Annotated in this window: 7 protein-coding genes and 2 rRNA genes; 2 read left to right on the top strand and 7 right to left on the bottom strand. The window is 74.6% G+C overall.

All coding sequences use genetic code 11. The features are described 5' to 3' along the window. Positions 1–159 precede the first annotated feature (159 nt). Positions 160–663 carry a polyhydroxyalkanoate synthesis protein PhaF gene (locus VK640_05935; GenBank protein ID HTE72724.1) on the bottom strand — a complete coding sequence of 168 codons (504 nt, stop codon included), beginning with the start codon at positions 661–663 and terminating at the stop codon, positions 160–162. Positions 664–843: 180 nt separating this feature from the next. Between VK640_05935 and VK640_05940 the strand changes: the two genes are divergently transcribed. Then, entirely contained in the window at positions 844–1,182 is a 339-nt protein-coding gene (locus VK640_05940; GenBank protein HTE72725.1) for a sterol-binding protein, read from the top strand. Between the two features lie 7 nt (positions 1,183–1,189). Here the strand turns inward: VK640_05940 and VK640_05945 are convergent, their stop codons facing one another. Beyond that, entirely contained in the window at positions 1,190–2,206 is a 1,017-nt protein-coding gene (locus VK640_05945) for an HAD-IIA family hydrolase (protein HTE72726.1), read from the bottom strand. Then, positions 2,203–2,694 carry a tetratricopeptide repeat protein gene (locus VK640_05950; protein ID HTE72727.1) on the bottom strand — a complete coding sequence of 164 codons (492 nt, stop codon included), beginning with the start codon at positions 2,692–2,694 and terminating at the stop codon, positions 2,203–2,205. The genes VK640_05945 and VK640_05950 overlap by 4 nt, the downstream gene beginning before the upstream one ends. A 56-nt stretch (positions 2,695–2,750) precedes the next feature. Here VK640_05950 and VK640_05955 point away from each other — a divergent pair, with 56 nt between their 5' ends. After that, the gene (locus VK640_05955) at positions 2,751–4,097 is read left to right on the top strand and encodes a DUF1015 domain-containing protein (GenBank protein ID HTE72728.1); all 1,347 of its coding nucleotides are present in this window, start codon (positions 2,751–2,753) and stop codon (positions 4,095–4,097) included. Positions 4,098–4,166: 69 nt separating this feature from the next. Here the strand turns inward: VK640_05955 and VK640_05960 are convergent, their stop codons facing one another. The 4 genes from VK640_05960 to VK640_05975 all read right to left on the bottom strand — a co-directional run. Continuing rightward, complete coding sequence (locus VK640_05960) at positions 4,167–4,544, bottom strand: single-stranded DNA-binding protein (protein HTE72729.1); 378 nt, start codon at positions 4,542–4,544, stop codon at positions 4,167–4,169. Positions 4,545–4,712: 168 nt separating this feature from the next. Beyond that, positions 4,713–5,756 carry a hypothetical protein gene (locus VK640_05965; protein ID HTE72730.1) on the bottom strand — a complete coding sequence of 348 codons (1,044 nt, stop codon included), beginning with the start codon at positions 5,754–5,756 and terminating at the stop codon, positions 4,713–4,715. Positions 5,757–5,816: 60 nt separating this feature from the next. Then, positions 5,817–5,933 (bottom strand): 5S ribosomal RNA (rrf, locus tag VK640_05970). Positions 5,934–6,037: 104 nt separating this feature from the next. Continuing rightward, positions 6,038–6,450: ribosomal RNA gene (locus VK640_05975) — 23S ribosomal RNA — on the bottom strand; the annotation flags it as partial.

The raw sequence follows: 6,450 nt of genomic DNA on the forward strand, positions 1-6,450 counted from the left end.
CGGGGGCCGACGGGCCGGACGGGACGTCCTCATGCATCGGGGTCCCGTCCACCGGCCGCTCGTCCGCAGGCGCCTCGTCCACCGGCTGCTCGTCCACCGGCTGCTCGTCCACCGGCTGCTGGTCCACCGGCTGCTCGTCCACCGGCTGGGGGAGCTCGCTCACGCGCTCGACGTCGGCGTGGCGGTGGTCGTGCTCGGCGCGCTGGTCGTCGCCGTCTTCTTCGTCGCGCTCTTCCTGCCCGTCGACTTCTTGGCCGTCTTCTTCGTCGCGCTCTTCGTGGCCGGCTTCTTGACGGTGCTCCTGGTCGCGGACCGGCTGTGGTGCAGCTCCTCCTCGAGCTCCTCGACCCGCCGTTCCAGCGACTGCGACCGGCGGGTCGCCGCTGCCAGCTCCTGCTGGGAGACCAGGCCGAGCCGGGCGACCGATCGCTCGACCTCGGCGCGCACCAGGTTGACCAGGAGGGCACGGTTCGCCCGGCTGGTGGCCAGCAGGTCCTCGGTCAGCGCTCCGACCTGGGCACGCAACGCAGGCGGGACCACCACACCGGCGCCGGCTTCGCCCTGGGCGAGCAGCGACTTGGCCGCCGACCGGGCGCGCTCGCGGGTGACGTCGGTCAGCCCGCTCGCCAGCTGGATGTAGCCGCGCAGCCCGTCGAGCACCATGTCGCCTCCTTCGTCCGGAGCCGGTACGACCGGCCCCGTCGCCCCGCAGCAGGGCTGCGCCAGACGCTACCCGAGCCGCACCCGTGGCGGACGCGGCCCTGCGGTAGCGTCACGCCGGTCACGACGCGTCCCCGGAAGCACGAGGACGCTCCCGGACGCACCCCGAGGAGGCCCTCGCCGATGGCGACGCTCGCGAAGTGCCGGACGGCACTGGAGGACCTCGCCGCCCGCCTGCACACGGTGGAAGACGACGACCGCAAGCCCCACGCGTTCGACCGCAGCCTGAGCTGCCAGGTTCCCGACCTGGACGTGACGTTCTCCGGGCAGCTCGAGGACGGTCGCATCGTCGACATCACCACCGGGCCCGCGCCCCGGGCCCAGATCCGGATCACAGCGTCCAGCGACGACCTGGTCGCGCTCACGTCCGGCGACCTCAACTTCGGGCAGGCCTGGCTGGCCGGGCGGGTCAAGGTCGAGGCCGGGGTGCGGGACCTGCTCAAGCTCCGCTCGATGCTCTGAGGGCGGGTCAGAGACCCAGCCCGGTCACCACCTGCTCGCAGACCAACTCGGGCAGCGGCTCGCCGGCCCAGGCGGCCACCGCCGCCGCGCGCAGCCCGTCGAGAGGGTCGCCCGCACCGGTCAGCACCACGTCGTGCGCCAGCCGCCGCACCGTCCAGCCACCGCAGGTCCACGTGTCGCTCGACTCCGAGCCGACCGGCGGGTGCGGCTCGAGGAGTCCGTCGGCGAGCCCCGTGGCGACGTACGTCGGCCGGCACTGCTCGGTCGCCGACAGCAGGTCGGCCGGCGTGGCGACGCCGGTGAGCACCAGCAGGCTGGGCACCCCCGCGCGGACCGCGCCCTCGATGTCTGTGTCGAGCCGGTCGCCCACGACGAGCGGGTCGCGCGCCCCGGTGCGGCGGACCGCCTCCTCGTGCAGCGGTGTCTCGGGCTTGCCCGCCACCGCATCGGGCCGGCGGCCGGCCACCCGGGCGACCATGTCGACCAGCGCCCCGTTGCCCGGCGCGAGACCGCGTGGGGTCGGGACCGTGGCGTCGAGGTTGCTGGCGATCCACGGCAGACCGGCGCGGGCGGCGTAGGCCCCCTCGGCCAGAAGCGCCCAGGACACCTCCGGGGCGAACCCCTGCACGACCGCGGCGGCTCTGTCGGCCGACGACGTCGGTCGCAGCCTGCGCTCCTCGAGGGCGGCGCGCAGGCCCTCGCCGCCGACCACCAGCACCGTCGCGCCCGCGGGGACCTCGGCCGCGACCAGGGTGGCCGCCGCCTGGGCCGACGTGACGACGTCCTCCTCGGCGGCGGGGATGCCCAGGTCGGTGAGGTGCTCGGCGACCGTCGTGGGGGTCCGGGAGGCGTTGTTGGTCACGAACGCCGGGCGCATGCCGGCCCGTGCGGCCGCTGCCACCGCCTCCGGCGCGCCGGCGACGGCGTCCGGCCCGACGTAGAGGACGCCGTCGAGGTCCAGCAGCGCCACGTCGTGCCGGGTGGCCAGCGGACGGCTGCTGCCGTCGACGAGGGGGCCGGTCACCCGGCCGACCCTGGTCCGCCCGGCGCCCGGCGGCCAGGACCCGTCGACGGCCACCCGCCGGGTCCCTCCGGCGGCCAGCCGGCGTCCTCCCGGGCCCGCAGCGTCGCTCGGGCCTCGCGCAGCGCCTGCTGGTAGTCGGAGCGGCCGGGCCGCATGGCGGCGGCCAGTGCGAGCTGCTCGACGGCGCCAGTGACGTCCCCCGTGCGCATCCGCGACAGCCCGAGCCCGAAGCGCGCGTAGTCGTTGTCCGGGCTGGCCTCGGCCAGCTCGCCGAAGAGCAGGAGCGCCTCGGCATGGCGCCCGGCGTCGAAGGTCGCCCGGGCGAGTGCCTCGAGGATGCTGGCCGACCCGGGCTCCGCCGTCCGGGCGTGCCCGAGCAAGGCGGCGGCCGCCTCGGCGTTCCCGCTCTCGAGCAGGCGGAGACCGCGGACGAACCAGTCGTAGACCTCGCCGGCCGGCCCGCCGTCAGCCTTGTCCTGCTCGGTCACCCCGTGCACCTGCCCTTCGCGGATCGTGCGACCTGCCTCGACGTAGCATGCCCGCCATGCCCGAGGCAGACCGTCGCACCACGCCTGCCCCGGGCCCGGACCTCGCGTCCGCCGCGGCAGGCATGCACCCGTCGGGCCGTGCCGCCCCCGTCGACGGGCTCGTGGTGCGGCCCTTCCGGGGGCTGCGCTACGACCCGGGACAGGTCAGCGACCTCGCCGCGGTCACCAGCCCGCCGTACGACGTGATCGACCGGGATGACGCCGAGCACCTCGCCGGGCTGGACCCGCACAACGTGGTGCAACTGATCCTGCCACGCACGGGAAGCGGGTCCGCGGCCGACGGCTACGCCCAGGCCCGGGCGGCGCTGGAGGAGTGGCTCGACCAGGGGGTGCTCGTCCGCGACGAGCAGCCCACGCTCTACGTCTACGAGCAGTCGGCTCCCGGGCTGCTGCAGCGCGGGCTGCTCGCGGCGGTCGGGCTGCACGACCCGGCCGACCGGGTGGTGCTCCCGCACGAGGACGTGATGCCGGGGCCGGTCGCCGACCGGCTGGAGCTGATGCGAGCGACATCGGCCAATCTCGAGCCGATCCTGCTCGTCTACGAGGGCGGCGGGGACACCGCGCGCGTCGTCGAGGAGGTGTGCGCCGGCCGGCCGCTGCTGGAGACCACCGCCGAGGACGGGCTGCACCAACGGCTGTGGGCGGTGACCGACCCGGACGTCCAGCAGCAGGTGGCCCGCGACCTCGCACCACGTCAGGCGCTCATCGCCGACGGGCACCACCGCTACGCGACCTACCGGCGGCTGCAGGCCGAGCACCGGGCCGCCGGCGACGGGCCCGGGGACTGGGACGCCGGCCTGGCGATGCTCGTCGACGCCACGACCCACCCGCTCCGGGTGCACGCGATCCACCGGGTCGTGGCAGGCCTCTCGCTGGCGGAGGCCGTCGAGCTGGCCGCGGGGGTGTTCCGCGTGCAAGAGGCCGGCCACGACCTCCCCACCGCGCTCGGCCGGCTCCAGGCGGCCGCCGGCGAGCACCCGTTCGTCGTCACCGACGGACGGTCGTTCGTCCAGCTCGACGACCCGGACCCGAGCGAGCTCGAGGCGGCGATGCCCGGCGCCGACCACTCGCCGGACTGGCGTGACCTGGACGCCAGCGTGCTGCACGCGCTGCTCCTGGACCGGGTCTGGCGGGTCGACGACGCCCGCACGTCGTACGCGCACGAGGCGGCCGGCGCCCTCCGCCTGGCGGCCCGGCTGGACGGCGTCGCCGTGCTCATGCGTCCGGTCACCGTGGAGACGGTGCACGCGCTGGCGGCCCGGGGGGAACGGATGCCGCGCAAGTCGACCTCGTTCGGCCCCAAGCCGCGGACCGGCCTGGTGCTGCGGCTGCTCGACCGCTGATCCGGTCGCCTCCAGCCCGGGCGGCCCGTCAGCCGGCGCCTCACAGCCCGTCGAGCCCTCAGCCGGCTCTCAGCCGGTCGCCAGGCGCTTCACGCGCACCACCTCCACCTCGCTGCGGCTCGCCGCGCCGGCGCCGGTCCGCCAGAACCGCCGGCGCAGCGCGCCCTGCACCTCGAGGACGTCGCCCGGGCCGGTGCGGGCCAGCGTCCGCTGCACGTCGCGCCGCCAGGCGCTGCACTCGAGGGTGTCCACCGTCGCGGCGCGGGACGAGCCACCGGCCCTGGCTGCGCGCACCGTGGACGGGTCCCTCTCGACCACGAGCCGGAACGAGACGAGCGGGTCGCCGCTAGGCAGCTCGCGGTGGACCGGCTCCACGGCGAGCCGGCCGACCAGTCGGACCTCGTTGGCGTGGACGGGCGGCGTGGTCGACGCTGGCGACGTGGGCACGAGGAGGACCTCCTGGCTGCGACGGTGCCCGGACGGGGGCGAGTCCGGCGATCTCCAGCCTGCCGTCGGGCGGGCCGCCGGACTGGTCCGGCGACACATCTGTGGACACCGGGCGGTCGATCGACGGCTGTGGACGACCGGCCCACACCGCTCGCCGTCCCGGCCCTCCTACGAGTCGGCCTCGAGGAACTCGACACCGTCCTCGGGGTCGACGGGATCGCCGGACGACAAGCCGTCCTGCTCGTCCCCCTCACCCTGACCGCCCTGCTCGCCCGCCGCCGCGCCGCCTGCGCCGGAGAGCCGGTCGATCGTGGCCACCCGCTCGGCCGCGTTCGTGCTGCCGTCGACGTCGGCCGCAGCCGCGTGCCGCAGCCACTGCACCGCCTCGTCGTCCCGCCCGGCGTCGGCCAGGGCCTCGGCGTAGGCGTAGAACAGCCGGGCCGACCACGGCCGGCGCAGCTCGGGCTTGAGCTGTGGCCCCTGAAGGAGGAGCACGGCCGCATCCGCCTGGCCCAGGTCACGCCGGGCGCCGGAGGCCACGATGCGCATCTCGACCCGGCCAGCGACGTCGAGCCCCTGCACCTCGTCCGAGCCGGCCATCGTCAAGGCCCGCTCCGGTCGGCCAAGGCCCCGCTCGCAGTCGGCCATCACCGGCAGCTGCGACTGGTCGCCGGTGATCCGGCGGGCGGCCCGCAGCTCCGAGAGCGCCTCGGCGAAACGGCCGGAGCGGTAGGCCGCGAGCCCGGCCGCCTCACGCACGGCTCCCACCCGTCCGGCCCGCTCGCGCGCAGCGACGGCGTGCTGGTAGGCCAGATCGGGATCCTCGTCCAGCAGCCGGGCGGCGGTCACCAGGTGCCGGGCGACGGTCTGGGCGTTCAGGTTCGCCAGCGAGGCGAGCTCCGCGCGCACGGCGCGGTCCAGCTCCGCGCCGGTCACGTCCTCCGGCAACGGCGGCTCCACCCGGCGCGGCCGGCGCTCACCGGTCCGGGCCGGCGCGGAGCCTTCCCGGGTGCCCGGACGGCCGCCCTGGGCGGGTCGCCCCGCCTTGTCCGGCCGGCCCTTGCGCCCGGTCCCGCGCTGGGCCCCGCCGCCCCCTCCGTCCGGACGGCCGGCGGTCCGCGGCGGGCGCGGGTCGCGCTCCGGACGTTGCTGCGCCGGGTCGCGGTCGCTCATCGTCAGCCTCTCTCTGCCGTTCTCGACGGTCTCGGTCACGTTGCCGGACATGCGACAAGGGCCGTCCCCACGTGTGGGGACGGCCCTTGTCGAAAGAATGTCCGGCGGCGTCCTACTCTCCCACGCAGTCCCCCGCGCAGTACCATCGGCCCTGAGAGGCTTAGCTTCCGGGTTCGGAATGGAGCCGGGCGTTTCCCTCTCGGTATGACCGCCGAAACTCTATGGAGATGTGAGGTCGGGTCCCGACCGTATCTCGGGAACCGCACAGTGGACGCGTAGCATTGAATGTTCTCCTCGCGGCGAACCGCGAGAAGGGGAATGTGGTCAAGTCCTCGGCCTATTAGTACCGGTCAGCTCCATGCATTGCTGCACTTCCACCTCCGGCCTATCAACCCAGTCGTCTACTGGGGGCCTTACCAGGTAACCCTGTGGGAGACCTCATCTTGAAGCGAGCTTCCCGCTTAGATGCTTTCAGCGGTTATCCCTTCCGAACGTAGCCAACCAGCCGTGCTCCTGGCGGAACAACTGGCACACCAGAGGTTCGTCCGTCCCGGTCCTCTCGTACTAGGGACAGCCCTTCTCAAGTCTCCTGCGCGCACAGCGGATAGGGACCGAACTGTCTCACGACGTTCTAAACCCAGCTCGCGTACCGCTTTAATGGGCGAACAGCCCAACCCTTGGGACCTACTCCAGCCCCAGGATGCGACGAGCCGACATCGAGGTGCCAAACCAT

Source organism: Actinomycetes bacterium, from assembly GCA_035489715.1.
In the GTDB taxonomy this organism is placed as follows: Bacteria; Actinomycetota; Actinomycetes; order JACCUZ01; family JACCUZ01; genus DATHAP01.